Annotated in this window: 15 protein-coding genes; 10 read left to right on the forward strand and 5 right to left on the reverse strand. The window is 60.1% G+C overall.

Going from position 1 to position 17720, the window contains the following annotated elements:
- Nucleotides 1-48 precede the first annotated feature (48 nt).
- The gene (locus LOY70_RS18450; RefSeq protein WP_025214295.1) at nt 49-1128 is read right to left on the reverse strand and encodes a tartrate dehydrogenase; all 1080 of its coding nucleotides are present in this window, start codon (nt 1126-1128) and stop codon (nt 49-51) included.
- A 108-nt stretch (nt 1129-1236) separates the two neighbouring features.
- On the opposite strand from LOY70_RS18450, the gene LOY70_RS18455 reads away from it, so the two are divergent.
- Entirely contained in the window at nt 1237-2148 is a 912-nt protein-coding gene (locus LOY70_RS18455; protein ID WP_123413425.1) for a LysR substrate-binding domain-containing protein, read from the forward strand.
- A 69-nt stretch (nt 2149-2217) separates the two neighbouring features.
- On the opposite strand, the gene LOY70_RS18460 is transcribed toward LOY70_RS18455, so the two are convergent.
- Genes LOY70_RS18460 through LOY70_RS18470 form a run of 3 tightly spaced genes read right to left on the reverse strand, consistent with a single transcriptional unit; the run spans nt 2218 to nt 4562 of the window.
- Complete coding sequence (locus tag LOY70_RS18460; protein ID WP_265028809.1) at nt 2218-3165, reverse strand: SDR family NAD(P)-dependent oxidoreductase; 948 nt, start codon at nt 3163-3165, stop codon at nt 2218-2220.
- 15 nt (nt 3166-3180) lie between these two features.
- Complete coding sequence (locus LOY70_RS18465) at nt 3181-4101, reverse strand: NADP-dependent oxidoreductase (RefSeq protein WP_265028810.1); 921 nt, start codon at nt 4099-4101, stop codon at nt 3181-3183.
- 20 nt (nt 4102-4121) lie between these two features.
- Entirely contained in the window at nt 4122-4562 is a 441-nt protein-coding gene (locus LOY70_RS18470; protein WP_265028811.1) for an ester cyclase, read from the reverse strand.
- Between the two features lie 91 nt (nt 4563-4653).
- On the opposite strand from LOY70_RS18470, the gene LOY70_RS18475 reads away from it, so the two are divergent.
- From LOY70_RS18475 to LOY70_RS18510, 8 genes are all read left to right on the forward strand, one after another.
- Nucleotides 4654-5565, forward strand: coding sequence for a LysR family transcriptional regulator (locus tag LOY70_RS18475; protein ID WP_265028812.1), 912 nt, complete (start codon nt 4654-4656; stop codon nt 5563-5565).
- A 600-nt stretch (nt 5566-6165) separates the two neighbouring features.
- Nucleotides 6166-6903 (forward strand): FadR/GntR family transcriptional regulator, encoded by a 738-nt coding sequence (locus LOY70_RS18480; RefSeq protein WP_092396186.1) that lies wholly within the window; start codon nt 6166-6168, stop codon nt 6901-6903.
- Nucleotides 6900-7904: an ABC transporter ATP-binding protein gene (locus tag LOY70_RS18485; RefSeq protein WP_265028813.1), complete on the forward strand. Its 1005-nt coding sequence runs from the start codon at nt 6900-6902 to the stop codon at nt 7902-7904. Before LOY70_RS18480 ends, LOY70_RS18485 begins: the two co-directional genes overlap by 4 nt.
- Nucleotides 7901-9019, forward strand: a complete 1119-nt coding sequence (locus LOY70_RS18490; RefSeq protein WP_265028814.1) for an ABC transporter ATP-binding protein — start codon at nt 7901-7903, stop codon at nt 9017-9019. The genes LOY70_RS18485 and LOY70_RS18490 overlap by 4 nt, the downstream gene beginning before the upstream one ends.
- A complete protein-coding gene (locus tag LOY70_RS18495; protein ID WP_265028815.1) occupies nt 9016-10518 on the forward strand; it encodes an ABC transporter substrate-binding protein in 1503 nt (500 codons plus the stop codon). The genes LOY70_RS18490 and LOY70_RS18495 overlap by 4 nt, the downstream gene beginning before the upstream one ends.
- A 34-nt stretch (nt 10519-10552) precedes the next feature.
- Nucleotides 10553-11500: an ABC transporter permease gene (locus LOY70_RS18500; protein WP_265028816.1), complete on the forward strand. Its 948-nt coding sequence runs from the start codon at nt 10553-10555 to the stop codon at nt 11498-11500.
- A complete protein-coding gene (locus LOY70_RS18505; protein WP_265028817.1) occupies nt 11497-12369 on the forward strand; it encodes an ABC transporter permease in 873 nt (290 codons plus the stop codon). The genes LOY70_RS18500 and LOY70_RS18505 overlap by 4 nt, the downstream gene beginning before the upstream one ends.
- A gap of 24 nt (nt 12370-12393) precedes the next feature.
- Entirely contained in the window at nt 12394-13989 is a 1596-nt protein-coding gene (locus LOY70_RS18510; protein WP_265028818.1) for a gamma-glutamyltransferase family protein, read from the forward strand.
- 447 nt (nt 13990-14436) lie between these two features.
- Here LOY70_RS18510 and LOY70_RS18515 read toward each other — a convergent pair whose 3' ends face one another.
- On the reverse strand, nt 14437-15315 hold the full coding sequence (locus tag LOY70_RS18515) for a helix-turn-helix transcriptional regulator (protein ID WP_265028819.1): 879 nt from the start codon (nt 15313-15315) through the stop codon (nt 14437-14439).
- Nucleotides 15316-15735: 420 nt separating this feature from the next.
- Here LOY70_RS18515 and LOY70_RS18520 point away from each other — a divergent pair, with 420 nt between their 5' ends.
- Nucleotides 15736-17706, forward strand: a complete 1971-nt coding sequence (locus LOY70_RS18520) for a TonB-dependent receptor (RefSeq protein WP_265028820.1) — start codon at nt 15736-15738, stop codon at nt 17704-17706.
- Nucleotides 17707-17720 lie beyond the last annotated feature (14 nt).

The following is a 17720-nucleotide window of genomic DNA, read 5'->3' on the forward strand; positions in this document are numbered from 1 at the left end:
CTCCCGATTCATCTGAAGGGAATGGGAGATTGCACGCTATTTTCGGCTTCAGACCGCAGCAGCGATGGCCTTGCCCAGCGATTCAGTGTTGCCGGTGCCACCGATGTCGGCGGTCAAGGGCGCATTCTCCGGGCCCATCGCAAGCACGCTTTCGATCGCGGTCAGCACTGCGGCACCTGCTTCGGGATGGCCCAGGTGCTCGAGCATCATCGCACCGCACCAGATCTGCCCGATCGGGTTGGCGATGCCTTTTCCGGCGATGTCGGGCGCCGAACCATGCACCGGCTCGAACAGACTCGGGAAGTTGCGCTCCGGGTTGATGTTGGCCGAGGGGGCGATGCCGATCGTGCCGGTGCATGCAGGGCCCAGGTCGGAGAGGATGTCGCCGAACAGGTTGCTTGCCACCACCACGTCGAACCAGTCCGGGTGCAGGACGAAGTTCGCAGTGAGAATATCGATGTGGTACTTGTCGACGTTGACGTCGGGATACTTGTTGCCCATTTCCGCAACGCGCTCATCCCAGTAGGGCATGGTGATCGCGATGCCATTGGATTTGGTGGCCGAGGTCAGGTGCTTCTTCGGACGACTTTGCGCCAGATCGTAGGCGAACTTGAGGATACGGTCGACGCCGACGCGGGTCATCACGGTTTCCTGCAGCACGATTTCGCGATCGGTTCCGGGGAACATTTTGCCGCCGACACTGGAGTACTCGCCTTCGGTGTTCTCGCGCACCACCCAGAAATCGATGTCGCCGGGCTTGCGGTTCGCCAGTGGGGCCTTCACGCCGGGCATGAGACGACAAGGGCGCAGGTTGACGTACTGGTCGAATTCACGACGGAACTGCAGCAGCGAATCCCACAAGGAAATGTGGTCAGGCACCACGTCCGGCCAGCCCACGGCACCGAAGTAGATCGCATCGTAGCCCTTGAGGGTGTCGAACCAATCGTCCGGCATCATCTTGCCGTGAGCCAGATAGTAATCGGCGCTGGCGAAGTCGAACCAGTCCCATTGCAGTTCCAGATTGAACCGGGCAGCCACAGCGTCGAGCACACGCACGCCTTCGGGCATCACCTCCTTGCCAATACCGTCGCCGGGGATCACTGCAATTTTGTACTGGGTTCTGCTCATGGACTCGACTCCTGGGTTGATTGGGGCAGGGATCTCAGTGTATGCAGTGTCTATGGATTAATAATTAGTCTTGCTGGAAAGCCATTCTTAGCTTTAAGGAAAGAATCCATGAGCACGATCGATGACCTGAGTTTCTTTCAGCAGGTGGCTACGCGCGCCAGCCTTACGGAAGTGGCACGCCATCTGGGGCTGTCGCTGCCTGCCGTGAGCAAACGGCTCAGCCAACTGGAGGCCAGGCTCGGGGTGCAGCTGGTACAGCGCACCACACGCCGATTGTCGCTGTCTCCCGAAGGGGTGCTGTACCTGGAGGGAAGTCGCCCGATTCTGCGCCAGCTCGAGGAACTGGAGAGCGCGCTCAGCAGCCGTCAGCCGACCTTGCAAGGCCGGTTGCGGATCAATGGCACGCTGGGTTTCGGGCGGCAGCACCTCGCCCCCGTGGTATCGAGCTTTGCCCGGCTGCACCCGGAACTTGAGATTTCTCTCGAGCTGACCAGCCAGCCACTGAGCATACTGGACGATCAATTCGATATCGGCGTGTGCATGGGCGAGCCGCCGGACTCACGGTTGATCGCCATTCGTCTGCTGGAGAATCCACGTATTCTCTGCGCCTCTGCGGGATACCTTGAAGCTATGCCTGAACTGACCCGTGTGGCGGATCTGGCGCAGCATAACTGCATTGTTCTGCGGCAGTTCGGCAGCGACTATGCGATCTGGCGCTTCAGCAAGGATGGCCAGGATTACTCACACAAGGTCAGCGGGACGCTGTCAAGTAATGATGGCGAGGTCGCGTTGAGTCTGGCGCTGGACGGGCACGGATTGATTCTGCGGTCACGCTGGAATGTTCAGCAATATCTTGAAAGTGGCCGCCTGCAGGCGGTACTGACCGATCACCAGGCACCGAGGGCTGACATTTTTGCGGTGTATCAGCACCGACGGCATATCCCCCGGCGCATCTCGGTCTTCGCCCGCTACCTTGCGCAGGCGCTGGCGGAGCGTTTGCCCTTCGCGGCCCTCAAGTGAGCGACCATTTTGATGATTTGCATGGCCGTCCCCGCGTCCCCGAGAGGTTCCGCGCTTAGGCGGTAAGGCTCATTTCCGGGGGCGCTGCCCGGCATCGTCCCCAATGCCAGCGAGCGGGGCCGGCAAGATCATGTCGTCCAGGCCCATCTGGCGCAGAAACTCCGCTTGCTTCAGGTAGTACACCGCATCGACTGTTTCGGTGCCCTTATGCTGACCATCAACAGTCACGCGTAAAGGTCGTTGGCCGCGAGGCATTGCAAGCACTGCGGCGGCAGCCTCACCCACCGCTGAAACATCCAGCGCACCGCCATTGGCCCGGTCAATGGCATCGAGCTTCTCGCCCAGACTGGCCGTACGCGTGGCCAACTCACCGTATTGATGCTCAATGGCCTGGTAAGCCGGAACCTGCGCATCGGCAAAATGTTCGGTCCCCGAGGTAAACGCGCCCGGCATCAGGATGACGCTTTCGATGCCTGACGGCCTTACCTCCATGGCCATGACTTCGGCCAGCGCATCACCGGCCACCTTGCTCGCAATGTAGGGACCCAGAAAGGGTTCGTGCAGCCGAGAGGTCGTACTGCCAACGTACATCAACAACCCCTGCCCCTGACGCCGCATGGCCGGCAGCGCCGCGCGATTGACCCGCAACCACGACAAGGCATTGGTGTCGATAATTCGCGCAACCTGCTCCACTGAAAACGCCTCGGTCAATCCGGTCATCAACATTCCGGCGTTATTGATCACGACGTCCAGGCGACCGTGTCGTGCGAGGATCAGATCGACTGCTGCACGACAGGCGGTTTCGCACAGCACATCGAGCTCCAGCACTTCTAAAGCGAGGCTTTCCTGCCGGGCCATCTGCTCCAATGCCTGACTGCGCTCCCGGTTTGTCTTCTTGACATCACGCTGGCTGGCGTAGACATGGTGCCCGTCCCGGGCCAGCGCCAAAGCAATCGCCTTGCCAATGCCCGAACCAGCCCCCGTGATCAGAACCACCTGTTGTGCATTGAGTGTCATGTTGTGGCCCCCGAATCAATGGCCGGTACGGATGATGACCTTTCCACACGCATGCCCGGTGGCCACTTTTTCCAGCGCGGCGCGGGTCTCGTCCAGTGTAAAGATCGAGTCGGTGATGACCTGCAACTGCCCCGCACTGAATTGCCGAACGGCTTCCTGGAGAAAAGGCGTGGCACTGGCGAAGAACACCGCCTGGCCGGCATGTCCTTCACGGGATTCGATGTCGAATTCCACCAAGGTCGCAATACGTCCGCTCATACCCAGCACCGACCAGGAGTTCTCCAAGGTGGAGCCGCCCAAGCTGTCGAGCACCAGGTCGATGTCACTCAGCGTGGTGAAATCCTGGCTGTGGTAATCGATCACTTCGTCCGCACCCAGGCTCTTCACCCGTTCAATATTGCGCGCGGAGGCCGTGGCGATGACGTGGGCGCCAGCCATATGAGCCAACTGGACCGCCATGCTGCCTACGCCACCCGCGCCCGCATGGATCAACACCCGCTCGCCGCCTTTCAACTGCCCGACCACGAATAACGCCTGTCGCGCAGTACCGAACGCCGTAGGCAGCGCCGCGGCCTGCTCGAAGCTCATGGTGGGAGGGATCACGCAAAGGTCGGCGGCCGCGACTATCAACTGCTGGGCAAACGCACCACCAGCGCTGGGTGAGCTGCGGCCGAACACGCGATCACCTGGTTTCAGGTGCGTGACTTGCTCACCGACGCTGCTGACGACGCCGCTGAAATCGGTACCGGGAATGTACGGCAGCTTGACTGGAAACACCGGCTGCATATACCCGGCGATTATCTTCAAATCGAGCGGATTGACGCTCGCGGCCTCGACACGCACGACGGCCTCGTCTGCGCCTGGCAGCCGTGGGCCGACGTTGTGGAAAGTGACGACCTCAGGGCCGCCAAATAAAGAGATGGATGCTGCTTTCATGGTGAGCCTCTCGCGGTGGTTCAAGCTTGGGCGGGGAATTGGCCGAGTTGCAGGAACAGGCCAAACCAGTCCTCCATGTGCCAAGTCGTTACGACACGCTCGCCGTCCAGCGCATGGAACTCATGCAGACGCAAGCTCACTTTTTTGCCGGTGGCGGCAATGCCAAACAACTCGCCCAAGTGGGTGCCCGTTATTTCAGCGCGAACAGCGATCTGACCGGGGACTTGGATCATGTCGTGGATAACGATGTGCACATCCGGAAATGCCTCGCCGAAGCTGCGGATAATCAGCTTGATACCCTCCGGACCTGGACCTTGCCCAGGTGCCAAAGGGATGTCGTCCCAGTCGGCGGACAGAACGCTGTCGACGAGGTCCGGATTCTTTTCACTGAAGGCGCGATACAGCGTTTCAACTGCCTGGCGTTCGGTGCTGAGGCGCGCGGTAAGTTCGCTGGAAGTCATTGCGTTGCTCTCGTCGTGGGGTATGACGAAAGTATCTGTTATAGGCTAACATCTGTAAAACAAATGATCTGTATAGGCGTTTATTTGAATTATGGATTTTCATGGCATCGATTTGAATCTGCTGGCCGCGTTTAACGCCTTGATGACCGAGCGCAATGTGACTCGAGCGGCGACTCAAGTCGGCGTCAGCCAACCCGCCATGAGTGCAGCGCTTTCCCGTTTGCGTAAATTGTTAGGCGACCCGCTGTTTTTACGCAGTGCTGAGGGCCTTCTGCCAACACCTCGCGCGCGCGAGCTGGCCCAACCCATCGCACTGGCATTAAGGCAAATCGAAGACGCACTGGTGACAAAACCCCTTTTTGCGCCCGCCGATGCGCTGATCACGATGAACCTTGGCCTGTCGGACTACCCCGCGTTCGTGCTGCTGCCAAAGTTGTTGCAGGCGCTGGCAGAACACGCGCCGAACCTGTCGATCAACGTCCACGCCTTCAACGACCGCGACCAGGCGGTAGACTTGCTCGATGCTGGGGTTATCGACGCCGCCATTGGCGTATTACCGAGCCATCAGGATGGCCGCATTCTGACGCGCCCGATCCTGCGCGACGCTTTCGTCACGCTCATCGCCCACGACCACCCAGCGGCCCGACGCGGGATGGACATGGATACATACCTTGCGTTGCCCCATGTGCTGGCCTCGCCGGAAGGCGAGCGACACGGCCTGGTGGATCAGGCGTTGGCGCAACTGGGTAAACAACGCAAACTGGCACTGACGCTGCCGCAGATGTTCGCGGTGCCAGCGATCATCGCGGCTTCTCACATGACCGCCACGGTCCTGAAACGAATAGCCCTCAGCTCACCCAGCGGACAAAAACTCGCCCTGTTCCCCCCACCAGTGGCGCTACCGGAGATTGTTTTTCATCTGATCTGGCATCGTCGTGGCAATGGGAGTCCGGCTCAAGAATGGTTCAGGGCGATGATTGAGAAGGTCGCGTTGGAGCTGTGATGGATTTCGGTCTGCAAGTCATAGCCCAAAACTGGCGGTGAAAAGTAAAGGTGCTTGGCGGGAGCGCTTTCATAAGAAAAAACCAATGCATCCGTTAGCTTTTACCTGGAAGGAAATAGTCCTCACACGCACATCCTTATCGCCGTGCCTAACCCGAGCAAATATCCATTCAATTCGGACCTGCGCCTGGCAATTGAGCCCGCATCTATATCGTCAAATGTGCGGCTTTCCCGGCTGAAGCCGGTTCCACGGCATCAGCAGGAGGGCAGGCATAGAATCACCGACACTGGAATCGCATCCAGATCAATACCAAGCACCACCCCGGCGCACTCCGCACGAATCGATGCACAATCTGCATAAGCAGCGGAAATTGGTCCAATTATCCACGAACCAATCCTCTTTAATCCCCTGAACCAACCCGACGACCCCTGACTTATTGGCCCCCGCCGCCGCCACTCCTGAGTAATAGCTAAGTACATAGCGCCAATGCTGAGGCGAACCAATTTCAATTGGCATCGCGCTTGCACTTACCCTTTTGCCTCGATCTCCTGCCTACAGTCAGCTCGGAGCCTTTTTTTATACTTTGGCGCGAGCACCACGATGCAAAGGTTCGACCCTGACACACCCATCGACAACACTTCGAAACTAGCGCTGGATGCCTTGCGGCAGATGGTCGCGCAACATGCTGCCTTTCCGCACCGGCCATTGCCGACCGAGCGGGACCTGGCCGCCGATTTTGGCCTCAGTCGCCGGGCCATCCGGCGGGCGCTGTCGGTGCTGGAAGCCGAAGGGCAGATCTGGCGGCGTCAGGGCAAAGGAACCTTCGTCGGCCCTACTCCACCCAGTGCGGCCATGAGCTTTGCCCGGTTGTCCGGGCGGACTAACTTCAGCGAGGTTATGGAAGCGCGCCTGCATCTGGAGCCGGCACTGGCGTCCCTGGCGGCGGTTCGAGCCAACGGCGACCAGATAGCAATTTTGCGCCGCCTCGCCGAACGCACCAGACACCAACAGGCCGCCGAGCCTGCCGATGCCGAGGGCATTGAGCTGTGGGACAGCGCCCTGCATCGCGGGATCGCCGAGGCCGCAGGTAACCGCCTGATGCTGGATATCTTTGAAATGCTCGATGCGATCCGGCTCGACCCGGTCTGGCGTGACCTGCGTCAGCGGGCTCGCAACGCCGACCGCCTCGACACCTATAGCCACGACCACAACGACATTGTCGACGCTATCGAAAACCGTGATCCGATCAAGGCCGCCACGGCCATGCGTGGCCATTTGCGCGCGCTGCAACAGGCGCTGGACAACGTCATCAATCAAGATCTGGAGGCAAGTTTATGAGCACCACAACTCAGGCCACCGACACGGTATTGAGTGTCAGCAACTTGACCGTGTGCTTTGCAGGCGCACCCGCCAATGTCGTGGACGGCGTCTCGTTCTCGGTCCAGCGCGGCAAGACCCTGGCCATCGTCGGAGAGTCCGGTTGTGGTAAAAGCGTTACGTCCATGGCGCTGATGGGCTTGCTGCCCGACACCGCCAAGATCGCCGCCCTTACGTCCGCCCTGCTCGATGAAGCCTTGCTGGGCATGCCCGACGAGCGCTTGCTGGATGTGCGCGGCAACCGCATGGCGATGATTTTCCAAGAGCCCATGACCTCCTTGAACCCGGTCTTCACCATTGGCGAGCAGATCGCCGAAAGCGTGATCCGCCATCAGGGTCTGTCGGCCAAGGACGCCCGTCAGCGCGCCCTGCAAATGCTCGAAAAGGTCCGCGTGCCTGACGCCGCGCAACGCCTGGACGCCTATCCCCATGAACTGTCCGGCGGCATGCGGCAGCGGGCAATGATTGCCATGGCCCTGGCCAACGATCCGGCGCTGATCATTGCCGACGAACCCACCACCGCGCTGGACGTAACCATTCAGGCGCAGATCCTGTCGCTGATCGGCAATCTGCAGGCTGAAACCGGCACGGCCATGATCCTGATCACCCATGATCTGGGCGTGGTCGCCGAAGTCGCTGACGACGTGATGGTGATGTACGCCGGGCGAGTGGTGGAAAGCGGCCCGGTAAAAACCCTGTTCGATGACCCGCAGCACCCGTACACCATCGGCCTGATGGGTTCGATGCCATCGATTGGCCCGCGTGAAGGTCGTCTGGCAACCATCAATGGTCGCGTCCCGACGCCTGCGCAAATGCCCACCGGTTGCCGATTCGCCGGGCGCTGCCCTTTTGTGATTCAGGCATGTCGCGAGGCGCGCCCGCCGCTGCTTGAGCTTTCCCCCGGACATTTCGCCGCGTGCATTCGTGCGCCACTGGAACAGCATACGGGAGTCAGCGCGTGAGCCTTTCTGAACGCCAAAAAGTTGAGCGTGCAAGCCCTGAGATCATTCTCGAAAGCATCGACCTGAGCAAACACTTCGGGGTGGAAAGCGGCTTGTTCCAGCGCAAGAAGCCACCGGTGCAAGCGGTCAATCAGGTCAATCTGTCGGTGCGCAAAGGGGAGACCCTGGCGCTGGTGGGCGAGTCCGGCTCGGGCAAATCAACCCTCGGCCGCCTGCTGCTCAACCTGCTCAAACCTACGGCGGGCGACGTCATTTATGAAGGCCGTAACCTGGCCAATCTGACCCCGGAAAAGCTGCGCCAGGTGCGGCGTGATTTGCAGATCATCTTTCAGGATCCGTTTGCCTCGCTCAATCCGCGCATGACTGTGGAATCCATCGTCGGTGAGCCTATCTGGCTGCACAGCGATGCCAGCCGCAGCGACCGCCAGGCCAAAGTCGCCGAGTTGCTGCGCACCGTGGGCCTGGCGCCCGAGCACGGCGGCCGCCACCCTCACGAGTTCTCCGGTGGCCAGCGTCAGCGCATCGGCATTGCGAGGGCCCTGGCGTCTGACCCGCGTTTGATTCTGGGTGACGAACCCGTGTCCGCGCTGGACGTTTCGGTGCAGGCGCAAGTCGTCAACCTGCTGGAAGACCTCAAGCATCAATTCGGTCTGACCCTGGTGATTGTCGCCCACGGCCTGGCCGTGATCCGCCACATGAGCGACCGGGTAGCCGTGATGTACTTGGGGGAAATCGTCGAACTGGCGCCGGTCAACGGCCTGTTTGAAAACCCTCTGCACCCTTACACCCAGGCGCTTATGGCCGCCGTGCCGGTCAGCCACCCGGACCTGCGCCGGCCGCGCCCATTGCTGGGCGGCGACATGCCGAGCCCGAGTCGCCCGCCATCGGGTTGCCGCTTCCATACCCGCTGCCCGCACGCCCGGGCGCTGTGCAAAGAAGTGGTGCCGGTGATGGAAACCGTCGAGGCCGAGCGTCAGGTGGCGTGCCACTTCTGGCGTGAAATTGCTAATGCCGGTGCAGGCACCCTGATTTTGCCGACACCCAGCGCTGCCTACACCCAGCGCCTGAATCTGTTCAAGAACCATCAATCCCTTGCAGTGGAGAGCCAGCCGTGAAAATTGCACGCGTCATGACAGGAACCTTGTTATTGCTGGCCGCCAACGCCGCCTTTGCCGAATCCACCCTGCGCATCGGCATTCAGGACGATCCTGATGGGCTCGACCCGCATCGTTCGCGTACCTATTCGGGCCGTCTGGTCTATACCGCACTGTGCGACAAGCTGGTGGATGTGAACCCGGACCTGACCTTCGCCCCACAACTGGCCACTGCCTGGAACTGGAGCGAAGACGGCAAGACCCTGACCATGACTCTGCGCGAAGGCGTGACTTACCACGACGGCGAGGCGTTCGATGCTGCCTCGGTGAAGTTCAACCTGGACCGCGCTCGCACCCTGCCCGACTCCCTGCGCAAGAGCGAGCTGGCCTCGGTGGACAGCGTTGAAGTGATCGACGCCAAAACCGTTGCCATCAAACTCAAGCAAGCGGACGCCACCCTGGTCTCCCAACTCTCGGACCGCGCCGGAATGATGCTTGCGCCGAAGGCCGCCCAGGGTGAGTTCGCCTCCAAACCGGTGTGCTCCGGCCCTTACAAATTCGTCCAGCGCGTGCAGCAGGATCGCATTGTGCTGGAGCGCTTCGACAACTACTGGAACAAGCCGGCTTATCACTTCGACAAGGTGATTTTCCTGCCGATTCCGGACACCTCGGTGCGTCTGGCCAACCTGCGTTCCGGCGACCTGGACATCATCGAACGGGTTGCCCCCACCGACGTGAAAACCGCCAAGGCGGACAGCAAGCTGGCGATCTATAACACGCCAGGGCTTGGCTACATGCAGTTGATGTTCAACATTAACAACGGCGAAAAGGCCAACTCGCCGATGGGCAAAGACAAGCGCGTGCGCAAGGCATTCGAGCTGTCCATCGACCGTGATGCGATCAACCAGGTGGTGTTCGAAGGCCTGTATGCGCCGAGCGCCCAGCCGTTTCCGAAAAACAGCCCGTACTACGACAAGGATCTGCCGATCCCGACCCGCGATGTGGAAAAGAGCAAGGCCTTGCTGGCCGAAGCAGGCGTGAAGCTGCCACTGGCAGTGGACCTGAAAGTCGCCAACAACCCTATCGCACAACAGGTCGGGCAGATCATTCAGGCCATGGCTGAAGAAGCGGGTTTCAAGGTCAATCTGATTGCCACTGAATACGCCACCATGCTTAGCGAACAGCAAAGCGGCAACTTCCAGATCGGTATGAGCGCCTGGTCGGGCCGTCCTGATCCGGATGGCGACATTCATCAGTTCGTGACCTGCAAGGGCGGCCAGAACGACGGCAAATACTGCAACGCCAAACTCGACGAGCTGTTGGACAAGGCCCGCACTGTCAACGATGTTGCCCAGCGCCAGGCCCTGTACAACGAAGCCCTGCGTTTGCTGGCCGACGAAGTGCCGACCGCGTACCTGTATTTCGATCCGCGAATCATGGCCATGCGTAACAACGTGACGGGTTTCGTGCCAAACCCGGACGGCCTGATTCGTCTGAACAACGTCGCGTTCAAGCCATGACTGTGAATGATCGCCGCAAAAACGAGGGGCCGGTATGCTGATGTTTATCCTGCGACGCCTGCTTAGTGCGATCCCGACACTGATCCTGGTTTCGCTCTTCGTCTTCACCCTGCAGAAACTGTTGCCGGGTGACCCGGTGCTGGCCATGGCGGGTGAAGAGCGCGATCCGGCGGTGATGGAATACCTGCGCGACAAGTATCGACTCAACGACCCGATCCCCGTGCAGTACCTGAACTGGGTCGGCAATGTGCTGACCGGCGACTTCGGCACTTCGCTGCGCACCGAACAACCGGTGACCACGCTGTTGGCGTCCAAGTTGCCGGTGACCGTGGAGCTGGCAGTGCTGGCCTTGTTGATCGCACTGCTGATCGGCATTCCCACTGGAATAATCTCGGCCCTACGCAAAGGCACCGTCGTGGATTACGGGGCCAATGTCATCGCGCTGTCGGGGATTTCGATTCCGCACTTCTGGCTGGGGATCCTGCTGATCATGGTCTTCGCCGTGAAACTGCAATGGCTGCCGGCCTCGGGTTTCGTGCCCATGGGCGAGGACTTCGGGCAAAACCTGAAGACCTTGATCCTGCCGGCCTTCGTGCTCGGTGCAGGGTTGTCGGGGATTCTCATGCGCCATACCCGCAGCGCCATGCTTGAAGTGTTGCGCACCGACTACGTGCGCACCGCCCGGGCCAAGGGCCTGCGCCCGCGCACGGTGATCCTCAAGCATGCCCTGCGCAATGCATTGATGCCTATTGTGACCCTGACAACCCTGCTGTTTGGTGAACTGCTCGGCGGCGCGGTGCTGACCGAGCAAGTCTTCAGCATACCTGGCTTCGGCAAGATGATTGTCGACGCCGTGTTCAATCGTGATTACGCCGTGGTGCAAGGCGTGGTGCTGTGCATCGCAATTGGCTTCCTGCTGCTGAACCTGCTCGCCGATGTGCTGTACCGGATGATTAATCCGCGTCTGAGGACTGCTTCATGACCGCTATTTCCAGCCTCCCTCATAGCGCGATCGCCCCGCGCAGCCGCTCGCCGTTCGTGAAGAAATTCCTCGCCAACAAAGGCGCGGTACTCGGCGCGGCGGTGTTGCTGCTGTTTATCCTGGCGGCCTTGCTGGCGCCCTGGATTGCCCCCCATGACCCGCTGAAAGCCAACTTTCTCGCGGTCCGCAAGGCACCATCGCTGATCTACTGGATGGGCACTGACGAACTGGGTCGCGATCTGTTTTCCCGTCTGCTCTGGGGCGCACGCAGTTCGTTGCTGGCCGGTGGTGTTTCGGTGGTCATCGCCATGGCCATCGGCGTGCCTTTGGGCCTGTTGGGCGGTTATTTCGGCGGCAAACTCGACGCGGTGATATCCCGTGTCATGGAAGCGCTGTTGTCCTGCCCGTTTCTGGTATTGGCGATTGCGCTGGGCGCCTTCCTCGGCCCGAGCCTGACCAACGCTATGATCGCTATCGGCCTATCAGCCATGCCGATCTTTGCCCGACTGACCCGTGGTCAGGTGCTGACGATCAAACACGAAGATTACCTGGAAGGTGCTCGTGCCATTGGCTTGCAGGATCGCTGGATCATCCTGCGCTACGTGCTGCCCAACGTGATGTCGCCATTGGTTGTGCAAGCCACCTTGACCATCGCCTCGGCGATCCTGGCTGAAGCCAGTCTGTCGTTCCTCGGCCTGGGCCAGCAACCGCCCTCGCCTTCCTGGGGATCGATGCTCAACACCGCGAAAAACTTTATGGAGCAGGCACCCTGGATGTCGATTGCGCCTGGCGTGGCGATCTACATCACGGTCCTGTGTTTCAACCTGCTGGGGGATGGTTTGCGTGATGCGCTGGACCCCAAGGGCTAACCTTTCTGCCAAAGAGAAACGCTAATGTTTGATGATCTGGATTACAGCCAACCCTACGCTTCGGCACGCTCGCCAGTGATGGGCAGTAACATGGTCGCCTGCTCCCAGCCATTGGCCGCCCAGGCCGGGCTGGACATGCTGCGCAAGGGCGGCAACGCCGTCGACGCGGCCATCGCAGCCGCCATGGTCCTGACCGTGGTCGAGCCCACCGGTTGCGGGATCGGCAGCGACGCTTTCGCTATCGTCTGGGACGGCAGCAAGTTGCAGGGCCTGAATGCTTCCGGTCGCGCACCGCAAGCCTGGACCCCTGAGCTTTTCGCCGGGCAGAGCAAAATGCCCCAGCGCGGCTGGCCAGCGGTGACGGTGCCGGGCGCGGTTTCGGCCTGGGTCGAGCTGTCCGAGCGTTACGGAAAACTGCCTTTCGCCACCCTGGCTGAACCGGCCATCGGCTATGCTCGGGATGGCTACCAAGTCACCCCGATCATAGCCCAGCTGTGGAAGCTCGGCGCTGAACTGCTCAAGGATCAGCCGGGTTTTGCCGAGTGCTTCCTGCCCGACGGCCAAGCACCACAGGCCGGGGAGAAAATCCGGCTCAAGGATCACGCCCGCACCCTGGAGCTGATCGCCCAAACCAAAGGCGAAGCGTTCTATCGCGGCGAACTGGCCCAAGCCATCATCGCCCATGCCAACGCCAATGGCAGCGTCATGAGCCTCGACGATCTGGCGACCCACACTGTGGACTGGATCGACACCCTGTCGGTGCCCTACGCCGGCGCCGTGGTTCATGAATTGCCACCTAACGGCCAGGGCATCGCTACCCTGTCCGGCCTGACTATGCTCGAAGCATTGGGCGTCGGCGAGCATCCAGTGGACAGCCTGGAAACCGTGCACCCAGTGTTGGAAGCCATGAAGCTGGCCCTTGCCGACCTGAACGAACACGTGGCGGATAACGACCACATGCGCGTGCCTTCCGAGCATCTGCTGGACAAAACCTACCTGATGGAGCGCGCCGGTCTCGTCACCGACAAGGCCGCCAATCCGGGGCATGGTTCGCCTAAACCGGGCGGCACCGTTTACCTGTCGGCGGCCGATGAAAGCGGCATGATGATCTCGTTCATCCAGTCCAATTACATGGGCTTCGGCTCAGGTGTCGTGGTGCCTGGCACCGGCATCAGCCTGCAAAACCGTGGCGCGGCCTTCTCCTTGGATCCGCAGCACGTCAACTACGTTACACCGCGCAAACGTCCGTTCCACACCATCATCCCCGGCTTTGTGATGAACGCCGACGGCACGCCGTTGATGTCCTTCGGCCTGATGGGCGGCCCGATGCAGGCACAGGGTCACTTGCAGATGATGATGCGCATCCTGCGCTACAAACAGAACCCGCAAGCCGCCGCAGACGCACCGCGCTGGAGGCTCGAATCTGGCCTGAAAGTCGCAGTGGAACGTGCATTCGACCCACAGGTGGTCGAAGCCTTACGTGCCAAAGGCCACGACATAGACGTAGAAGAACCTAACGGCGTATTCGCCTTTGGCGGCGCGCAGATTATCCAGCGCACCACTCATGGTTATGTGGGCGGCACTGATCCCCGGAAGGATGGTCTGGTAGCCGCGTACTGAAAGTCCGAAGATCCTACGCGTAACTTAGTTGCGCGTAGGATTATTCTCTTAAAACCGCTAACTCTCATCCCACCGCAAGCTATTGCCAACATGCTTTCTCGCCTGGGACTCAGAACTGTGGCGAGCTTGCATTGGGTCTTGCAGCTAACCCTTCTAAGGCACAAAAAAAAGCCACTCATCTGAGTGGCTTTTTCTGAATCATAGAGCGGGAAACGAGACTCGCGCCTGGTGTCCTACCCATTGAATTTTAAGGGGTTTATTTTCTTTTTAGAGCAGGAAAAGATTCTGGACTTGTTTGAATTCCGCTTCAAGGAAGAAAAAATAGGCCTTTCCATTCGACAGCGCTAGCGTGGCTTTTTCTGGAAAGCTTGCAGTGCGACGTGGAGAAAACAGACTCCAGGTTCGTTAATACGCCACGCAGAGACCATTCTTCCTAACGATCAGCGCTCACTTTACCGAAATCGATAACTTGCTCCTCCCGCCATGTTTGAGAAGCGAAGGGTTGATCCCGAACTGTTTGCGAAACGCCGTGGCGAAATGGCTCGCGTTGGCATACCCAAGGTCCGACGCGATTCTCATCACCGACTCTTCTCCGTTCAACAATCGACTCCGGGCCTGGATCATCCGCGCTTGCTGGAAGACGCCGTAGACGCTGTTCAAGAACAATTGGCGAAACCCGCGTGTAAGCTTTGGTTGGCTCATCCCGGACTCGCGAGCGAGTTCTGACAGGCTTGGCGCCTTGCCAAGATCCGCGAGCAGCCGTTCACGCGCACGAAGCAAGCGTTGGCGATCGATGTGGCTGACGCGGCAGGTGCAGTCGACATTGTGGCGCGCCTCCAGGAACAGGCTGACCAGGGTGATGCTTTGACCGTACAGCCAAAGGCCGCTTCGGGGTTGGCTAGTCGGTGAGTCAGGCCCCTGGTCCATTGCCGTGCACAACAAATGCGCCGTCGCGCTCATTTCGCCGCTGCGGTGCCCCTCAAGAAAACAATGATCGCAAGCCAGTGCTTTATTCAGCAGCGGATCGAGTTTCAACTCCCACTGTACCAACACCTCGGGACGGATCATCACCGTGATGTTATCGATTTCCCCGTGCTGGTGATAAAGACCGTGGCGACGACGCCCGTAGCTGATGCAGCCGGCGCCCTCGTCGATCACGTAGCGACGCTGCCGACGACCATCACGAAAGCTGCAGGCAGCCTTGCCCTTGAGCAGGTTGGTAAAACTGAAATGGATACATTCGCTATCGTCCTGCAAAGGTAATTCGATCGGCTGCTCGAACTTGCTTTGCCAACGCACGATGTCGAGGCCGTCCTGCAGGTTCATTCGCGTGACCCGACAGTGCGCCCCAGGCCCGAGATCACTTCCATATTCTCCCGTGATTATTCGCGAGACCGGCATCGGCTCTCCTGCGCCTCCTTGAACGACTGACATCGTGAATCTCCTGGTTGACCGGATACGGCTCGAATCAGATCACATTGGGGTGGATCTATGCAATTGATAATTATTAGCATCTGGCGCGCTCCCCATTTCTGCGCCAATTCGTTGCAGCCAACGTAACGCGCACCGATCAGAATCCTCGCTCAAGGACCTACAATGTCTGCACGACGCAACACGACGGCTATCCGTGGATCATGCTACAAATGTAATACTATAACAATAATTTTAACTTGGGCATTGGCCAGTCCGGTACTCGCCGCCACTGACGAGACCTTTGAATTACCCGTCTCGACGGTGACCGCGCGCATGGAGCAGGAAGATCCGCGAAACCTGCCCATCAGCCTGAGCGTGATCAGCGGCGAACAACTGCGTATCCAGCGGCTCGACACGCTGGAAAGCGCCTTGCGCAATACGTCCGGGGTCAACGTCAACTCTTCCGGCGGCCCGAATGACTTCAACGTGCTGATCCGTGGTGTCGGCTCGCTGTACCAGATGTCGATGGATGACAGCTCGGTGGCATTCAACATCGACGGTGTTCCAGTTGCGTCACGCAGCCTCGGTTTCGGCACCTTGGATATCGATCGCATAGAGGTGCTCAAGGGCCCCCAGGGCACGATGTCCGGTGCGATTGGCCAAGCGGGCGCGGTGAACATCACCACCCGCCAGCCGACCCGTGAACCGGAAGGTTATATACGCGGCGAGATGGGTCAGGCGGGCCAGTTCCTCAGCGAAGGTGCCATCGGCGGACCGATCAGCGACAGCCTCAGCGGCCGCCTGGCAGTGCGCCGGGCCGGCTATGACAGCTGGATCGACAACGATCAGACCCACGATCCGATCACCGAGCCACGCAACGAGGCTTATCGCGCCAGCCTGCTCTGGGACCTCAACGATGACACCCATGTGCTGTTCAGCGCTGAACGCCAGAAAACCGAACGCGCCACCAACTCGTTGGTGCTGCGACCTTATGGCAGCGACCCCAGCCTGGATCTGACGCCCGGTCTGTTCGATGACAATTACAAGACCACCGAGCGCTACGCCGTCAAGGTCGATCATGACTTCGCCAACAGTCGCCTGACGTCGACGACCGCGACCTCCACCGCCGATTTCGAAGGCCTGGTCGCCTACGACAGCAAACTGATGGACGCCCTGTATGGCACGCCCAGCGAGTACTGGGCGGTGGACAAATCCTTCGAGCGCAGCTGGAGCCAGGACCTGCACTTGAGCTCGTTGCCCGACGCAGACACGTTCTGGATCGCCGGCCTTGCCGCCAGCCGCAACGAGCGCAGCTACGACACGCCACGCGATACCTATGGCGCCGCCGATGCCAGGTTTCGCGACTTCACCACCACCACGTATGCCGGCTACGGCGAAGTCACCTTCCCGCTCACCGAGCGCCTGAAGCTCACCACCGGCTATCGCCACTCATGGGATCGCAAGACCTACGACGGCCAGTACTTCGCTGGCGCCAGCGCCGTGGACGATTCACGCAAGCTGACTGACCACTACGGCACTGGCCGCGTAGCCCTGAGCTATGCGCTCACCCCGCAAACCAACGTCTACGTGCAATTGGCGCGAGGCTATAAATCCGGCGGGTTCAATGATTATGCTGCGCAGGTCAGCGACAGCGAGCCCTACAAGGCCGCCGTCAGCCGAGCCGCCGAGCTGGGCTTCAAAAGTGAAACCGAAGATCGCCGTGGCAGCCTGAACGGTGCGCTGTTCTACACCCGCGTGCACGACGACCACCTGTTGGGCTACAACGCTGCAACCTTCGCCACCAGTGCGTTCAATGCCGATACCCGCACCCGGGGCGCTGAACTGGAAGGCGCCTGGCGCTTCGACCATGGCCTGGCCGTTACCGCCAGCGCCACCTACCTCGACGCCAGGATCACCAGCGCCGTACACGGCATCCAGGCCGGTGACGTCGCCGCCGGCAACCGTACCCCGGATGTTCCACGCTGGAGCGGCAATCTCAACATCGACTGGCGACACCCCTTGGGCAGCTTTGCCAGCCTTGGCGAAACGATCTTGAACACCAGCCTCAACTATCATCTGGTGGGCGAACGCGCAGCCGATCCACAAAACCACTTCAACCTGGACAACTACGAAAAACTCGACCTGCGCGCGGGCCTCGAAAGCCGCTTCGGCGAAGTCTATGCCTTCGCCGACAACCTGCTGAACCAGACCTACGACACCTATGGTTTCTACAGTGACCCTGTAGCCTATGGTGCACCGGCTCGGCGGCGCACCTTGGGTCTCGGCTATACCTATCAGTTCTGACCTGCCCTTGACTC

It is taken from the genome of Pseudomonas sp. B21-054 (assembly GCF_026016345.1).
Classification (GTDB): domain Bacteria; phylum Pseudomonadota; class Gammaproteobacteria; order Pseudomonadales; family Pseudomonadaceae; genus Aquipseudomonas.